The 14,723-nt window shown below is 74.1% G+C and carries 14 protein-coding genes; 7 read left to right on the forward strand and 7 right to left on the reverse strand.

Features of this window, described 5'->3' with window-relative positions; genetic code table 11:
- Positions 1–133: 133 nt before the first annotated feature.
- Positions 134–1,087 (reverse strand): reductase, encoded by a 954-nt coding sequence (locus ACGFZK_RS13670; protein WP_393849043.1) that lies wholly within the window; start codon positions 1,085–1,087, stop codon positions 134–136.
- A gap of 71 nt (positions 1,088–1,158) precedes the next feature.
- Between ACGFZK_RS13670 and ACGFZK_RS13675 the strand changes: the two genes are divergently transcribed.
- Both ACGFZK_RS13675 and ACGFZK_RS13680 read left to right on the forward strand, forming a co-directional pair.
- The gene (locus ACGFZK_RS13675) at positions 1,159–2,076 is read left to right on the forward strand and encodes a LysR family transcriptional regulator (RefSeq protein WP_393849044.1); all 918 of its coding nucleotides are present in this window, start codon (positions 1,159–1,161) and stop codon (positions 2,074–2,076) included.
- Positions 2,073–3,410, forward strand: a complete 1,338-nt coding sequence (locus tag ACGFZK_RS13680; protein ID WP_393849045.1) for a hypothetical protein — start codon at positions 2,073–2,075, stop codon at positions 3,408–3,410. The genes ACGFZK_RS13675 and ACGFZK_RS13680 overlap by 4 nt, the downstream gene beginning before the upstream one ends.
- A 92-nt stretch (positions 3,411–3,502) precedes the next feature.
- Here ACGFZK_RS13680 and ACGFZK_RS13685 read toward each other — a convergent pair whose 3' ends face one another.
- A complete protein-coding gene (locus ACGFZK_RS13685) occupies positions 3,503–4,255 on the reverse strand; it encodes a response regulator (RefSeq protein ID WP_393849046.1) in 753 nt (250 codons plus the stop codon).
- The gene (locus ACGFZK_RS13690; RefSeq protein WP_393849047.1) at positions 4,252–5,100 is read right to left on the reverse strand and encodes a sensor histidine kinase; all 849 of its coding nucleotides are present in this window, start codon (positions 5,098–5,100) and stop codon (positions 4,252–4,254) included. Before ACGFZK_RS13690 ends, ACGFZK_RS13685 begins: the two co-directional genes overlap by 4 nt.
- A gap of 134 nt (positions 5,101–5,234) precedes the next feature.
- Here ACGFZK_RS13690 and ACGFZK_RS13695 point away from each other — a divergent pair, with 134 nt between their 5' ends.
- The 4 genes from ACGFZK_RS13695 to ACGFZK_RS13710 all read left to right on the forward strand — a co-directional run bounded on the left by ACGFZK_RS13695 (position 5,235) and on the right by ACGFZK_RS13710 (position 11,230).
- Complete coding sequence (locus tag ACGFZK_RS13695; RefSeq protein WP_393849048.1) at positions 5,235–5,945, forward strand: ABC transporter ATP-binding protein; 711 nt, start codon at positions 5,235–5,237, stop codon at positions 5,943–5,945.
- Positions 5,942–8,251 (forward strand): FtsX-like permease family protein, encoded by a 2,310-nt coding sequence (locus ACGFZK_RS13700; RefSeq protein ID WP_393849049.1) that lies wholly within the window; start codon positions 5,942–5,944, stop codon positions 8,249–8,251. Before ACGFZK_RS13695 ends, ACGFZK_RS13700 begins: the two co-directional genes overlap by 4 nt.
- Positions 8,252–8,325: 74 nt before the next feature.
- Positions 8,326–9,609, forward strand: a complete 1,284-nt coding sequence (locus tag ACGFZK_RS13705; protein ID WP_393849050.1) for an SGNH/GDSL hydrolase family protein — start codon at positions 8,326–8,328, stop codon at positions 9,607–9,609.
- 97 nt (positions 9,610–9,706) lie between these two features.
- Positions 9,707–11,230 (forward strand): condensation domain-containing protein, encoded by a 1,524-nt coding sequence (locus ACGFZK_RS13710; RefSeq protein WP_393849051.1) that lies wholly within the window; start codon positions 9,707–9,709, stop codon positions 11,228–11,230.
- A gap of 12 nt (positions 11,231–11,242) precedes the next feature.
- Here ACGFZK_RS13710 and ACGFZK_RS13715 read toward each other — a convergent pair whose 3' ends face one another.
- The 3 genes from ACGFZK_RS13715 to ACGFZK_RS13725 all read right to left on the reverse strand — a co-directional run bounded on the left by ACGFZK_RS13715 (position 11,243) and on the right by ACGFZK_RS13725 (position 13,539).
- Positions 11,243–11,839 carry a hypothetical protein gene (locus tag ACGFZK_RS13715; RefSeq protein ID WP_393849052.1) on the reverse strand — a complete coding sequence of 199 codons (597 nt, stop codon included), beginning with the start codon at positions 11,837–11,839 and terminating at the stop codon, positions 11,243–11,245.
- Between the two features lie 51 nt (positions 11,840–11,890).
- Complete coding sequence (locus ACGFZK_RS13720; protein ID WP_393849341.1) at positions 11,891–13,111, reverse strand: RNA polymerase sigma factor; 1,221 nt, start codon at positions 13,109–13,111, stop codon at positions 11,891–11,893.
- Between the two features lie 68 nt (positions 13,112–13,179).
- Complete coding sequence (locus ACGFZK_RS13725; protein WP_393849053.1) at positions 13,180–13,539, reverse strand: YciI family protein; 360 nt, start codon at positions 13,537–13,539, stop codon at positions 13,180–13,182.
- 471 nt (positions 13,540–14,010) lie between these two features.
- Between ACGFZK_RS13725 and ACGFZK_RS13730 the strand changes: the two genes are divergently transcribed.
- Complete coding sequence (locus ACGFZK_RS13730) at positions 14,011–14,376, forward strand: hypothetical protein (RefSeq protein WP_393849054.1); 366 nt, start codon at positions 14,011–14,013, stop codon at positions 14,374–14,376.
- Between the two features lie 20 nt (positions 14,377–14,396).
- On the opposite strand, the gene ACGFZK_RS13735 is transcribed toward ACGFZK_RS13730, so the two are convergent.
- Positions 14,397–14,666: a hypothetical protein gene (locus ACGFZK_RS13735; protein ID WP_393849055.1), complete on the reverse strand. Its 270-nt coding sequence runs from the start codon at positions 14,664–14,666 to the stop codon at positions 14,397–14,399.
- Positions 14,667–14,723: the final 57 nt, after the last annotated feature.

The raw sequence follows: 14,723 nt of genomic DNA on the forward strand, positions 1-14,723 counted from the left end.
GTCTCGGCGACGGACACCGGCCGCCCGATCGAGTGGTCCGACGACCGCTACCGAGCCGGCAGCGTGACCTTCGGTGTGAGCTACTCGTCGGTGGCAACTCCCTCTGAGCGGCGCGTCGCAGACCAGTGCCCCGTCAGGCGGCGGCGTGCAGGGTCTCGGCGATCGCCCCCGGCAGCCAGTCGGCGACCCGGCCGAAGCGGAACCCCAGGGCCGAAGCCCGGCCGTTGTCCATGGCGTAGGGGCGGTCGAAGGAGAAGGGTGAGGCGGCGGCGCCCGCCGGGACCGTCCGGTACCGCGGCCGCCGCCCGGCCTGCCCGGCGACCGCCTCGCAGAGCGCGATCACATCGGGCGCCCCGTGCGAGGCCGCGTTGACGGGGCCGGTGAAGGTCTGTTCCGCCGTCCACTGCAGGAACCCGGCCATCTCGTGGTGATGGATGAACGAGGTGCCGTACGGGGCTTCGTGGACCTCGACGGGGGTCCCGGCGCCGATCCGCCGCACGTAGTGCGCCAGCCGCCCGGTGAACTCCGCGAGCCCGCCGCCGAGTACGTGCGCCGTGCGCACGGCGACGTACGGGAAGGCCGGCTCGCGCAGGAAGACGGCCTCGGCCTGCCGCTTCCCCTCGGCATAGGCGGCGTGCGGCGACGCCGCCGGCACCGCCGATGCGGGCGGCAGGCGCGCGGGGTCGAGCGACTCCTCGGTGACGGGAGCGGCGGGGAGGGAGGTCCCCGCAGGGCGGGGCGGCCGGGCGGGGAGCGACGGCCCGGCGGGCAGCGTGGCCGGGTCGTACACCTCCATCGTCGAGGTCATGACGTAGCGCCCGGTCCGCCCGGCGAACACCCGGCGCGCGACGGCGGCCTGGAGCGGCGTGTAGCAGACCTGGTCCACGACCACGTCGAAGTCCCGCCCGCTCAGGGCCGCCCGCAGCCCTTCCTCGTCGTCGCGGTCGGCGACGAGACGGCCGACGCCCGGGGGCGGGGTGCTGGAGCCCCGGTTGAGGACGGTGACCTCGTCGCCCGCGTCGCGCGCCTTGGTGACCAGGGTCTTTCCGAAGTACCGGCTGCCACCGATGACAAGAATCCGCTTCATGCGTTCGACTCTGCCGTTGTATCGTCCCCAGCGGTACCGACGAGCTGCTGAACGCGTCATAAGGAAAACTGATGATCGATGTGCAGCGGCTGCGCGTCCTGCGGGCGGTGGCCGAGCACGGCAGCTTCAACCGGGCGGCCGGGGCCCTGCTGCTGACCCCGTCGGCCGTCTCCCAGCACATCGCGGCGCTGGAGCGCACCGTCGGCCACCCGGTGGCGGTGCGCAGCACGCGCGGGGTCACCCTCACCGAAGCCGGCCGGCTGCTGGTGGAGGCGGCCGAGTCGATAGCCGCCGAGCTGGACCAGGTCCGCCACGCGATCGACCGGCTCACGGCGGAGCGGCCGCGCCTCACCGTCGCCACCTTCACCAGCGGGGGACGGCATCTGCTGCCCGCGGCGCTGTCCCGGTTCGTGGGCGCCCATCCGGAGGTGGAGCTGACGGTGCTGGAGAGCGAGCCGGAGGACGCGGTGCCGATGGTGCGCCGGGGCGCGGCCGATCTCGCGCTGGCCTACCACTTCGACGGGCCGCCGCCCGTGCGTCCGGATGAGCGCCCGGGGCTCGACTGGGTGCCGCTGATGGCGGATCCGCTGTGGCTGGTGCTGCCGCACGGTCACCGCCTCGCCGCCCGGACATCGGTGGGCCTGGCCGAACTGCGCGCCGACCGCTGGGTGCTGGGCTGCCTCAAGACGGAGGCCTTCCTGCTCCGGTACGCGGAGACCGCCGGTTTCGGCCTCCGGGTGGCGGCCTCCACCACCGACTACTTCTTCGCGCAGACCCTGGTCTCGGCGGGCGTCGGGGTCTCCCTGGTCCCGCACGTCTCGCTCTCCCCGGCACGGGAGTTGGCCGTGGTCCGTGTCGAACCCCCGCGCCCCGCCCGGCACATCGGGCTGGTGCTCCCCCGGCGGCGGCGCCCGCAGCCGTACACCGAGGCCCTGACCGCCGCCCTGATCGCCGCTGCCGCCTCTTCACCGGCCGGGGAGCATCCGTGAACCGCCTCCTGAGCGGCCTCGCCGCCAATCCGGCGCTGCCGCCCGCGCTGGTCGACCGGCTGATGGCGCTCGCGCTGAAGGAGGCCCGGACCGGGCCCGAGTCCGAGCTCGCCGAGGACGTGCTCCACGAGCTGGCCGACCGGGCCGATCTGCGCCACGACCAGGTGCTGGAGCTCGCCGCTCAGGCGCAGAGCACCGCCGTGGTCCTCGCCTACAGGGGCAGGCTCGCCGCGGCCGACGTGGATCCCGGGTCCATGCCGTACGCCGCCATCGCCCTGCTCGACGAGGGCCGCGGGCGCCCCGAATGGGCCCGTCTCCTCGCGGCGCACCCGGACTCCGGGGTCCGCTGGAAGCTGGCGTCCTGCCCCAACCTGCCGGCGGACGTCGTGGACCTGCTCGCCGTCGACCCGGATGTGGAGGTCGTGGAGGAACTCGCCCTCTGGACCGCCACACCCGTGACCGTCCGGCTCGCGCTCCACCCGGATCCGCGGGTCCGCTTCGCGGTAGCGGCCAACCCGGCCACCCCGCTCGAAGCCGTGGTCGCTCTGGCCGAGGACCCCGAACTGACCCTGAACTGGGCGCTCTCCGAGCGCACCGATCTGCCGCAGTCGCTCTACGCCCGGCTGGCCGCCGACCCGCTGCCCGGGGTCCGTGCCACGTACGCGCGCAACCCCGGGATCGGGCAGGAGCTGATCCGCGTCCTGGCCGCCGACCGCGAGGACTCCGTACGGCGCGCCCTCACGGAGCATCCGGACGTGCCGCTCGGACTGCTGGCCGAGCTGGTCGCCGGCGGCCGGGCGGGGTGGCGGCTGCTGCCGCGGATCGCCGCCGCCACGCCCGCCGAGCTCGCGGAGCTGGCCGCGTCCCGGCAGGCGGCCGTGCGGATGCTGGTGGCGCAGCGGCGCGATCTGCCCGCGGAGCTGCGCGACGCGCTGGCGGTCGATCCGGATGCGGCCGTGGTCAGGGCCGTCGCCCCGCACCCCGGCCTGCCCGAGGGACTGCTGCGCGCCATGGTCGAGCGGCACGGCGTCCAGGTCCTCGCGGGGGTGGCCGCCAACCCGGACGCTTCCGGTCCCCTGCTGGAGCACCTGACGCAGCATCGGCCGGGTGTGCGGAAGGCACTCCAGGACGTCGCCCGGCACCCCCACGCGACCGGCCCGGCCCTGCTCGCCTGCCTCCCGGACCGGACGGCCCGCCCCCTCGCGGCCGCCCACCCCGCGCTGCCGCCCGCGGTCGTCACCGAGCTGCTCGCCGACGAGGACCGGCAGGTCGCGGAGGCGGCGGCGGGCAACCCCGCACTGCCACGCACCGCGATGACCGCGCTCGTGCCGTAACGGCTCGCGAAGTGACCGACCACGGATCCGCGGTACTTCGGGGCCAGGGGCGGGTCCGTGCCGTGCACGCCTTCAGGCTCGCCGACGGTTGGTCACCCGGCAGGCGCCGGACGGCGTCCTGGGCGCGGAGCCGTGACCGAGCCGGGGGTCACCAGGCCCGTCTCGTAGGCGAGGACCACGGCCTGCGCCCGGTCGCGTAGCGACAACTTCGAGAAGATGCGGGCGACGTGGGTCTTCACCGTGGCCTCGCTGAGCGTCAGGGCCTGCGCCAGTTCGGCGTTGGAGCGGCCGTGGCCCATCAGGGTCAGCACCTCGCGTTCGCGCGGGGTGAGCGCGGCGAGCTCCTGGTGGACGGCGTCCGTGGCGACGCGGTCCGCGGCGGCCGCGCCCGGGCCGCAGCGCTCCACCAGGCGGCGGGTGATCGACGGGGAGAGCAGCGCGTCGCCGGTTCCGACCAAACGCACGGCGGCGGCCAGGTGTTCCGGGGTGACGTCCTTGAGCAGGAAGCCGCTGGCCCCGGCGGCGAGGGCGGCGTACACGTACTGGTCGAGGTCGAAGGTGGTCAGCATGATCACCCTGCAGTACGGGGCTTCGGCGATGATGCGCCGGGCGGCCTCCAGGCCGTCCATGTTCGGCATCCGGATGTCGAGCAGCACCACGTCGGGGCGCAGCCGGCGCACCGCCGCGACCGCCTCCACCCCGTCGGCCGCCACGCCGACCACGTCGATCCCACGAGCGGTCAGGATCAGCCGGAAGCCGGTACGGACCAGGTCCTGGTCGTCGGCGATCACCACACGGGGTGCGGGCACGGGCGCGGGCACGGCGGGCCCCTCCGGCGTGGTCACGGTCGCTCCAGCGGGAGGCGGGCGCGCACCCGGAAGCCGCCGCCGAGGCGGCGGCGGGCATCGAGGTCGCCGCCGTAGACGGCGACGCGCTCGCGCAGGCCGAGCAGTCCGCGGCCGGCGCCCTCGGCCTTCGGCCCGGTCCGGCCCTCGGCCGGCCGTGGTCCGGGGGCGCCCGTCGTCAGCACGCTCGGCCCGCCGCCCAGCACTTCCACGCGCAGCGCGCGTTCCTGGTACCGCACCGTCACCTCGGTCCTTCCTCCGTCTCCGTGTTTGAGCGCGTTCGTCAGCGCCTCCTGGATGATCCGGTACGCCGTGACGTCGATTCCGGCCGGGAGCGGGCGCGGTTCCCCCGATATCCGCACCTCCACGGGCAGCCCGGCGAAGGCGAACCTGTCGATGAGCGGGCTGAGCCGCTCGAGGCTCGGCTGCGGCGACAGCTGGGTGGCCTCGGCCCCGTACGGTGCGTCCGCGCCGTCCTGGGCAGGGGCGAGCAGGCCCAGCAGGTGGCGCAGTTCGGTCATGGTGTCGCGCCCGGCCCGCTCCACGGCGCCCATCGCCGCCTCGGCCTCCTCGGGCAGGGTGGTGAGCACTTCGCGGGCCGCCCCTGCCTGGACCACCATCAGGCTCACGTTGTGGCTGACGATGTCGTGGAGCTCCGCAGCGATCCTGGCCCGTTCGGCGTCGACGGCGCTGCGGGCCGCGCTCTCGCGTTCCCGCTCCAGCAGCCAGCCGCGTTCCTCGAACGCCGTGCACCCGGCGCGCCGGGCGCGCCGCAGGGCCACGCCGAGCGCGCCGGCCCCGGCCGTGGACACGCAGGCCACGACCACGGCGATGATCAGTCCCACCCCGAACTCCCCTGCCCCGTATGCCTGGATGTCATTCTGCCGAACGCCCGGCGTACATCCCCAGGATGACCGGCTCGGACGTTTACATCCGGGGACCGATGCCGCGCCCACGGGCTCCGCCTTAGGTTCGGGCCATGACAATCGATCATGACATGGCACGGCAGGTCGTCGTACGGCTGGACGGGGTGCACAAGGAGTACGGCGACGCGAAGGCCCTGGACGGCCTGTCGTTGGAGATCCGGGCCGGGGACGCGGTGGCCGTGATGGGCCCCTCGGGCTGCGGCAAGTCCACGCTGCTCAACATGGTGGCCGGGCTCGACCGGCCGACGTCGGGCACCGTCGAGGTGCAGGGCCAGGACCTGGGCGCGCTGAACGAGACCGCGCTGGCGCTGTTCCGGCGCCGGCACATCGGCATGATCTTCCAGTTCTTCAACCTGATCGACGACCTGCCCGTCCTGGACAACGTGGCCCTGGCCGCCCAGCTGACGGGTACCCCGGCCCGGCAGGCGCGCCGCCGGGCCCTGGAACTCCTCGACGAGCTCGGTGTGGCCGACCGCCGCAACAACTATCCCGCGACTCTCAGCGGCGGTGAGCGCCAACGGGTCGCCGTGGCCCGTGCCCTGATGAACCGTCCGGCGCTCCTGCTGGCGGACGAGCCGACCGGCGCCCTCGACAGCCGCTCGGGCGAACAGGTGATGGACCTGCTCATCGACCTCAACCAGATCGGCCAGACCCTGCTGATCGTCACCCACGACCCGCAGTTGGCCGCCCGCTGCGCGAGCCGTCTGGTCGAGGTCGCCGACGGCCGGATCGCCCGGCAGAGCGCGCTGGAGGCGACCGCGTGAGCGCCGTGTGGCGGGCCTCGCGCGCGGCGGTGAAGCGCCGCAGGCTCCAGACGTTCGTCATCGGACTCGTCGTGCTCTGCTCGACCACGACCGTCCTCCTCGCGCTGGGGCTGCTCGACGCCGCCTCCAGCCCCTTCGACCAGGCATACGCCGCCCAGCGCGGGGCGCACACCGTGGCGACCTTCGACACGGCCAAGGTCTCGGCCGAGCAGCTGACGAGGACCGTCCGGCAGCCCGGGGTGGAGGCCGCGGCGGGACCGTTCGGGCAGGGCGTCGTGGACGTTCCCGAAGGCTGGCTGTGGATGGCGGGCGGCTCGCTCACCGTGGTGGGCCGGGCCGATCCGGGCGGCCCGGTGGACCGGATCGAGCTGCTGGAGGGCCACTGGGCGACCGCGCCCGGCGAGATCGTCGTCGGCTGGACCTCGGAGGGCTCGCCCGGGCCCCAGCTGCTGGGAACCGGGCTGCCGGTGCCCGGGGGCCCACCGCTGACCGTCGTGGGTTTCGCGGCCAGCATGACCAAGTCGGCGGGCGCGTGGGTCTCGCCCGAGCAGATGGCCGCGATGCGTCCGTCGGCCGCGCAGATGCTCTACCGCTTCTCGGACTCCTCGACGGACGCGCAGCTGGCCGGCGCACTGGCCAGGGCGACCGCAGGGGTGCCCAACGGGGCGCTGACCAGCGCGCAGACCCACCTCTCCCTGAAGGAGGCCTTCTCCTCGCTGGCCGACGCCTACCTCCCGTTCATGACGCTGTTCGGCGTCCTCGGCCTGCTGGTCTCGGCGCTGATCGTGGGGAACGTCGTCAGCGGGGCGGTGGTCTCCGGGTACCGGCACATCGGCGTGCTCAAGGCCCTGGGCTTCACCCCGAACCAGGTCGTCGCCGTGTACCTGACGATGATGGCCCTGCCCGCGGCCGTCGGCGCCGTCCTCGGCACCCTGCTCGGCAACGCACTGGCCGAGCCCGTCCTCAGGGTCGCGTTCTCCGGCATCGAGACCGGCCGTACCGCCGTCGGCGACGTGGGTGCATGGGTGTCCGCCGTGTGCCTGCTGGGGATGCCGGCCCTCGTCCTGCTCACCGCTCTGGTCCCCGCGCTGCGGGCGCACCGGCTGCCGGCGGCCCGGGCGATCAGCGCGGGCGGCGCTCCCCGGACCGGGCGCGGGCTGCGCGTCCAGCGCCTGCTCGGCGCCACGCGGCTGCCGCGTCCGGTCAGCCTGGGCCTGGGGCAGCCGTTCGCCCGGCCGGGCCGCACACTGCTGACCATGGCGGCCATCGTCCTCGGGGTCACCACGGTGACCCTGGCGACCGGGCTGACCAGCACGATGCTCGCGTTCGACGAGGCCGGGCGCGGGCAGGGCGGTGCCCGCATCCAGGTGGAGGCGGGCGGACCGCACAACGACCGGCCCGCTCCGGCGCTCGGTGACGGCCCGACCGAGGAACGGCTGCGGTCCCTGCCCGGCGCGACGCAGGTACGGGCCCGCGGGCTGGCCCAGGTGAGCCTCGTAGGGCAGAGCCGGCCCGTCTTCGCCAACTTCTACCGCGGGGACGACGCCTCGTCCGCCGGCCGGATCGCCAGGGGCCGGGAGGCGCGGGCGGCCGGCGAGCTCACGGCCGGGCCCGCCTTCCTGACCCAGCGCGGGCTGAAGGTCGGCGACCGGGTCACCCTGGCCCTGAACGGCAGGCAGGTGGCCGCGACCGTCGTGGGTGAGCTCGTGGAGGGCAACGCGCAGGCCCTGGACGCCACCTGGCAGACCCTCGTCCAGCTGTCGCCGGACGCCCGCGCCGCCGAGTACGAGGTGCGCCTCGCTCCCGGGGCCGACGTACGGGCGTACGTCGAGGCGGCCGGGGCGGCCGACCCGGGCCTGCGCGTGTCGGTGCTGGACGGCCGGAATGCCGGCACCACCACCGTCGTCGCCTTCTCCTCGGTGTTCACCCTTCTGCTGACCGTCGTCGCGTCGCTCGGCGTCTTCAACACCGTCCTGCTGAGCACCCGGGAGCGCCGCCGGGACCTCGGCATGCTCAAGTCGATCGGGATGACCCCACGGCAGGTCGTGGCGATGACGGTGACCTCGGTGGCGGGGGTGGGCGCGGTCGGCGGGCTGCTCGGCGTCCCGCTCGGGATGGTCGCGCACCGGCTGGTCGTGGACAACGTCGGGGTGATCACCTTCCCGGAGTCGATGAAGGACGTCTGGGACGCCCCGCACGTGAGCGGCCTGCTGCTGGCGGGGGTCGCGATCGCCGTCCTCGGCGCGCTGGTTCCGGCCCGGTCGGCGGCCAGGATGACGATCGCGGCGGCCCTGCACACCGAATAGGCGACCGGTTGGGGCCTCGGGAAAAGATTTCCTCGTGGCTGTCACACTCCCCCGTCGCCCCGGGTCAGAGGAGCATGACCATCAAGAAGATCGCCTTCACCCTCCCGCTGGCCGCCGCGCTCCTCGCCACGGCCGCCGTCGCTCCCGCCTCCGCCGCCCACCGCGGGCCCTGGCACAGCGCCTGGGGCGCGTCGCCGCAGGCTCCCGCCCACACCTCCTGGTACGCCAACTGGTCCGAGGCGGGCTTCGGGCGCGAGTCGGTGCGCCAGGTGATCCGGGTCGGCGCCGAGGGGTCCGAGGTGCGCGTCCGGCTCACCAACGCCTATGGGAAGACCCCGCTCCGGCTCACCGGGGCGACGGTGGCCAGGACCGCCGGCGGCGCCGCCGTGCAGCCGGACTCGGTCCGCACGGTGCGCTTCGGCGGGGCGCAGTCGGTCACGGTCCCGGCCGGCCGTGAGCTCTCCAGCGATCCGGTGGCGCTGCCCGTCAAGGCCTTCGAACAGCTCACCGTCACCTTCTACTTCGACCGGCCCACCGGCCCGGCCACCTTCCACAACGTCGCCATGTCCCTTTCGTACAAGGCGTCCGGGGACCACCGGCGCGACGCGGCGGCGGACGCCTTCGCCGCCGGGCCGCCGAGCTTCTCCTGGTACTACCTGGCCGGCGTCGACGTGAAGAACTCCCGTCCGGGCGGCGCCGGGAAGGCGGTCGTCGCCTTCGGCGACTCCCTCACCGACGGCTTCGGAGCCACCCCTGGCGCGGACCGCCGCTACCCGGACGAGCTCGCCAAGCGGCTGGCCGCGGACGGCCGTTCGCGGCCGGTGCTCAACGCGGGCATCGGCGGGAACAAGGTCCTGAGTGATTCGGAGTGCTTCGGGGCGAGCGCCCTCGACCGGTTCCGCCGCGACGCGCTCGGCCGCCCGGACGTGGGCACCGTCATCCTGCTGGAGGGCACCAACGACATCGTGATGCCCGACTCCCCCGCGCCGGACCACTGCACCGCCGGCAGCCCGAGGGTCACCGCCGAGGAGATCACCGCCGGATACCGGGAGCTCGTCCGCGAGGCCCACGCCCGCGGGGTCAGGGTCATCGGCGCCACCATTCCGCCGTTCCACGGCTCGGCCTACTGGACCGAGCGCGGTGAGGACGTCCGTACGGCGGTCAACGACTGGATCCGCACCAGCGGCGCGTACGACGGGGTCGTGGACTTCGACCGGGTGCTGGCCGCGCCCGCCGACCCGCAGCGCCCCAAGGAGGTCAAGATCAAGGAGGAGTACGCCTCCGCACTCGACCACCTCCACATGAACGACGCCGGATACAAGGCGATGGCCGACGCCGTCGACCTGAACTCCCTCTGACGCCCCGCCCCGGCCCGCCCCCGGTGATTGGCGTCACTTCCCCGGGCCGGGGGTCGTTAGGGCCTGGGGGTTGACTCGGGGGCGAAGGGATGACGGTATGCGGCAGTTTCCTCTGGAGATGCACCACATGGCACCCGGACGGGTGGTGGAGTGGCGGCTTCGGTCCACGGCGGCGGAGGCCACCGGCCCGGGCCTCCCGGGCGGTCCGGACGGCCCGGGCCACGCGGGTGATCCCGGTGAAGCGGCGAGCAGGAAGGCCTCCTTCAACCAGGACAAGCACTTCACCGTCGCCGAGGAGAGCAGGGCGGCCGACGACCCGGTCGCGTCCTGGGTCGCGGTGACCTTCGAGGTGACCGGCCCGCTGGACGAACAGGCCCTGGCGCAGTCCCTGCTCTCCTTCGTGCAGCGGCACGAGGTCCTGCGGTGCGCGTTCCGCCGCCTGGCCGGCGAGGTGGCCTGTGAGCCGTTCGACCCGGCCGGACTGAGCCTCGAAGCCCAGCCGGTGGGCGAGTTCGGGACCGCCGAACAGCTGCGCGGCTTCCTCGTCGAGCGGTTCAAGCGGAGCATCGACACCCTGTCCTGGCCGCTGTTCATCATGGGGGCCGTGGTCCGTGAGGATTCCGCGACGGTCTACCTCGCCTTCGACCACATCGTCTGCGACGGCATGTCGATGCCGATCGTGGCCCGCGAGGTGCTGACCGGCTACGAGGGCCTGTGCCGCGGCGAGAGCGCCGAGCTGCCGCCCGCCCCCAGCTACCTCGACTTCGCCGACGAGCAGCGCCGCCGCTACCTGTCCATCGACGCCCGCGACGAACGCCTGGACTACTGGAAGGCGTTCATGGGGCCGGCCGGTGAGTTCTTCCCCCGCTTCCCCCTCGATCTCGGCGTCGAGCCGGACCGGATGTACCCGATCGTCAACGAGGCCTCCACGCTCCTGGACGCCGCCGAGGCCGAGGTGTTCGAGAAGACGTGTCTGGCGGTCGACGGCAAGCCGTTCATGGGGGTGCTCGCCTCGGTCGCCGTCTGCCTGCGCGAGGCCGGCGGCCCCGGCGTCTACCGCGGCCTCATGCCCGTCAGCGAACGCGGCCGGGACACCTGGGCGCATTCGGTGGGCTGGTTCGTCAACACCCTGCCCATCGAGTTCGACGCCTCGCCCGGCCGGGACTTCGCCCAGGTCATGGCCTCCGTCCGGGCCGGCTTCACCGAGATGATGGGCCACCTCGACGTGCCGTTCGTGCGAGCGTGGGAGCTGCTGGCGCCCGCGGAGTTCGCCGCCCGCTCCTGGCCGTACCCGGTGAACTTCTTCTCGTACATCGACATGCGCAAGTGCCCCGGAGCCGAGCGCCACGACGAGTGGCGGCCCACCACCCACGTGTGGTCGGCGCGAGCCAACGGGGCCTGTTCCTGGTTCCAGCGGGACGCGGACGGGATGCACATGAACTCCCTCTACGTCGACACCCCGGCGGCCCGCCGCACCATGGGCGACTTCCAGGAGGCGCTGCGCCTGACCGTCCAGGAGGTCGCCCGGTCCGGCGGTTTCCGCCGGCCGATCGCGCTGACGGCGCCGCGGCGGCCCGTGCGCACCCCGCTGGACGTGGCCGCCTTCGCCCGCCGCGGCTGAGCCGCCCCGGGGTCAGGCAGCCGCCCGCAGACCGGCCCGCGGGGTGCGCCGCAGCAGGGCGATCCCGACTGCGAAGGCCCAGTACACGAGGAGGGCGGCCGTCAGTGCCGTGTTGCCCCAGCCCACGGCGCTGTAGAAGCAGGCGGCGTCCGTCCCGAAGAACAGTGAGGGAACGAAGGCGAGATGGACGGCCGCGATGGCGCAGGCCGGGTACCCGGTCCAGCGCGGCAGGACCCCGGCGCGCAGGATCGCGTACCCGGCGGCGGTGAGGAGGACCGCGGTCAGCAGGCGGGCGGCCGAGCCGTGCATCAGCATGTTGGCGTGGGCGAGCGGGCCGTCCACGGCCGGGTCGAGACGGCCGCCCGGGTTCTCCAGGACGATGCCCGCCTCGACGGACGCGGCGACCGGGGTGACGGTGACGTAGGCCAGTCCGGCGGTGTCGACGACGGCGACGGCCGCGGCCGCGGCCGCGGCGACGATCCGGCGCGGGGTGAGGCGCGGGCGGCCCTCGGCGGTCCGCTCGGCGTCCACCCGCCACAGCAGGTCGGCGACGGTGGCGAGATCGGGCGGGGCGGCGGATCCGCCCGGCCCCCGGGGCGCACGGGGCATCCAGACCCCTCCTCTCCGCAACGGAGCGGGAAGCCGTACCCCTGCGAAGGGTCAGAGTCGGGACGCGCGGCCCAGGAGAAGGGTGCGTTCCTGGGCGTTGTGGGTGAGTGAGGCCGCCCGCTCGAACTCCGCGCGGGCCTCCCGCGTCCGTCCCAGCCGCTCGAGCAGGTCTCCCCTTACGCTCGGCAGCAAGTGGTAGGAGCTCAGGGCCGGTTCCCGGGCCAGGGCGTCGACCAGCGGCATGGCCGCCTCGGGTCCGTCGGCCATCGAGACCGCGACCGCCCGGTTGAGCTCCACCACCGGGGACGGGACCAGCTGCACCAGCCGTCCGTACAGGGCGGCGATCCTCGGCCAGTCCGTGTCCTCGTAGCGGACCGCCGCCGCGTGGCAGCCGGCGATCGCGGCCTGGACGGAGTACGGGCCGTTCCCGGCACGGCCCAGCGCCCGGGCGCCCCGGTGGATGAGCATGCGGTTCCACCGGGCCCGGTTCTGGTCGGCGAGCAGCACCGGTTCCCCGTCGGGTCCGGTGCGGGTGGCGATCCGGGAGGCCTGGAACTCCAGCAGGGCGGCCAGGCCGTGCACCTCGGGCTCCTCGGGCATCAGGGCGGCCAGGACGCGGGCCAGGCGCAGGGCGTCCTCGCACAGGGCGGGGCGGACCAGATCGTCCCCGGCGGTGGCCGAGTACCCCTCGTTGAAGACGAGGTAGATGACCTCCAGGACGGAGGAGAGCCGCGCCTCGCGATCGGCGCCGTACGGGACCTCGAAGGGCACCCCGGCCTTGGCCAGGGCCCGCTTCGCCCGGACGATGCGCTGGGCGACGGTGGCCTCCGAGGTGAGGAAGGCGCGGGCGATCTCCTGCGTGGTCAGCCCTCCCATCAGGCGCAGGGTGAGCGCGATCCGGGCCTCGGTGGCGAGGACGGGGTGGCAGGAGGTGAAGATCAGGCGGAGCAGGTCGTCGTCGATGTCCTCGGGGTCGGCCGGTTCGGCGGGCGGTGGCACGTCCTCCAGGCTCCGGCCGACCTCCGCGAGCTTGCGCGCGTACGTCTCCCTGCGGCGGACGAGGTCGATCGCGCGATGTTTGGCGGTGGTCATCAGCCAGGCGCCCGGCCGGTCCGGGACGCCCGCTCGCGGCCACTGCTCCAGCGCCACGACGAGGGCGTCCTGGGCGATCTCCTCGGCGATGCCGACGTCCCGCACGATGCGGGCGACACCGGCGATGATCCGCGCGGACTCGATCCTGAACACCGCTTCGACCGCCTGGGCCGCACTCACTGCCGTCACGGCCACCCATCAGAGCAGCCGTGACGAGGCAGGGCAAACGCGGCGCGGGCGCGCCGGGATCACATCTCCTGGATCTCCCGGACCTCGGCGCTCACGTTCCATTCCGCCGGGTGGATCTCAAGGAACCGCCGGGTCCACTCGATCGCCTCGGCCTTGTCCTTGCACTGGGAGAGGGAGTAGCCGCCGACGACCTCCTTGGTCTCGGTGAAGGGACCGTCGGTGTAGCTGATCTTCCCGCCGGACCAGCTGAGGCGGGTCGCTTCGGAGGTGGGGAGCAGCCCGGCGGTGTCGAGCATGACCCCGGCCTTGGTGATCTCCTCCAGGAGGGCGCCCATGCGCTGCTCGAACTCGGGCGGGAAGGAGGTGTCGGCGGGGAGATCCCGCTCGTTGATGCGGATCATCGTCAGGAAGCGCGGCATGGTGACTCCTCGGTCCGGAGGGCGGGGGCCTTCCCCGCCTCTCACCCCTGCGTCGAACGGGAGACGCCCGGATCGACAGCTCCGGGAAAATTCTTCGAGGAATTTCCCGGGGCGACCACCGGGGCGGCCCCGGGGCCGGCCCACCCGGCCTCCTCCGGCCTTCTCCGGCCCTCTGGACAGCGGCCCCGATCGGCGGTGTCGGCGGTGTGCTGGACCGGGCCCCCTTGCCCGACCGCTGTCCGAACGACGACTCGGCGCTCGCCTACCGGTCGGCGGGGTGGCAACCCGGTGCTGAATGACTTCTGCAAGGGACTGGGCGGGAAGCCTGGACAGCCGGCCGCCGCGGACCCCTGTTACGCGAGAGCCGCTTCTGGGCCGCCCACCTGGGCGGCTCGGAATCCCCCGGGGCTCGCCCCCACCCGGCTACTCGTGAGTAGGATCGCGTGCCCAGCACCTCCGAAAGGACCCCCGATGGCGCGTATCTCCTCCCCCATTCTGCTCGCCGGCCTCCTGGCCGGAGCGGCGGTCGCCCACGCCGCGGCGCCCAGGCAGTTCGACGCGACCGTGCCCCGTTCGCTGCCGGGCAGCCCGCGCGCATGGACGTACGCCAGCGGGGTGGCCGAGCTCGCCCTCGCCGCCGGCGTCGCCCATCCGCGCACGCGTCGGGCGGCCGCGCTGGCCACGGCGGCGTTCTTCGTCGGCGTGTTCCCGGCGAACGTGAAGATGGCCGCCGACGCGCGCCGCCGATCCCCCGCCGTCCGGGCCGTGGCGCTGGCCCGGCTGCCGCTCCAGGTCCCGCTCGTGCTCTGGGCCCGCAAGGTGAGCCGGGACGCCTGAGACCGACGGGCGCCCCGCCGTCAGCGGCTGTCGCCCGTCCAGTCCCAGTGGCCCGGGTCCCCGGCCCGGCGTCGGTAGTGGGCCCGGCCACCCGCCCCGTAGCGCCCTATCTCCGTGGGGAGCCTGGCCTCTTCGGCGAGCCGGTGAGCACTCCAGCCGGTGATGTCCAGGAGGAGCCCGTCGAGCGGCCCGCCGACCAGCTCGCCGTAGCTGTGGCCGGGTCGCGGTCCGGGGTCGGGGTCCTCGTGGTCGGCGCCGTAGACCCGGCGCCGAAGCATCCTGTCGTCCATACCGCTCAGCTTCACAGCCGCCACTGACAACGGGCCCGGCGGCCGCCCGGTCGCGCT

It is taken from the genome of Streptomyces sp. NPDC048257, assembly GCF_043201855.1.
Classification (GTDB): domain Bacteria; phylum Actinomycetota; class Actinomycetes; order Streptomycetales; family Streptomycetaceae; genus Streptomyces.